This is a genomic window from Pantoea sp. Tr-811 (assembly GCF_011752535.1).
In the GTDB taxonomy this organism is placed as follows: Bacteria; Pseudomonadota; Gammaproteobacteria; order Pseudomonadales; family Pseudomonadaceae; genus Aquipseudomonas.
Genome location: NZ_VWXJ01000058.1, coordinates 1 through 919 on the forward strand (window position 1 = coordinate 1; position 919 = coordinate 919).

The 919-nt window shown below is 68.1% G+C and carries 1 protein-coding gene; it reads left to right on the forward strand.

Translation table 11 applies throughout. The features are described from left to right. Positions 1-919, forward strand: a 919-nt coding sequence (locus tag F3J44_RS29390; protein WP_205300271.1) for a T6SS effector BTH_I2691 family protein, incomplete at both ends; no start/stop codon positions are given.

Here is a 919-nt window from a genome sequence, read left to right on the forward strand (position 1 = left end):
ACTGCGCCTACACCCTGCGTGCCTTGCGCCCTGGCTACGTCTACGTGTTCATGAAAGGCACCCACGGCGAAAAGCTGGTCATCCACGAGTACGACGGCGAAGGCCAGTACAAGGAACTGCGCTACCGGGGGCTGGAGCACTACCAGCGGCGTGACCGCTACCTCTCCAGCCGGTCGATGGGCTGGGTGTGGGCCGACACTTGCACCACCACCGCCCAGGAGGTCTGGATCGCCTACAGCCCGCACCTGTGGACCAACGCCGTCACCGCGCGCATCACCGGCTCGGCGGCCCTGCGCAACCGGCACATGCGCCAAGTGAACATGGCCGAGCTGATCGCCGGCGACAAGGCGCCGTCCACCCAGCCCCATGTACTGCCCGTCAGTGCCCTGCCCACTTGGGTCGAGGACTTCAAGCCAGACGCCCAGCGCATGTCGCTGGCCTGGAGCAGCCACCCGCGCCCTTCGGCGCTGTTCGCCGGCGTGCTCCACGCCGTGGCCCGGCACTACCCCTTCACCCAGCCGAAGATTCCCGCCGTGGTGGTGCTGAGCGACGCCGAAGGCATGGCCCTGGACCTGAGCCTGTCGGTGTCGGCCTACCAGCACCAGTTGCGCGACCTGATGCCCGCCGAGCCCTTGCCCCACCTCCGGCCTGCCCAGGGCAGCGAGCAGGCTGATGTGCCGATGTGCTACCAGCTCAACGCCGAGCGCCTGAGCCCGCGCAGCCGCGACTTCCACCACCGCAACCTGGTGGCCACGCTGCTGAACAAAACCCTCGAAAGCCTGTACCCCGCCAAAAACCCGAGCCTGGCCACCGCCGCGCTGCGCATCCGCCCAGACAGCCGGCCAAAACCGCCGTACGAAGAGCGCTTCCGGGTGCTCACCCACAAGGACTACTCCGAACAGGGCCACCGCCTGGGGCA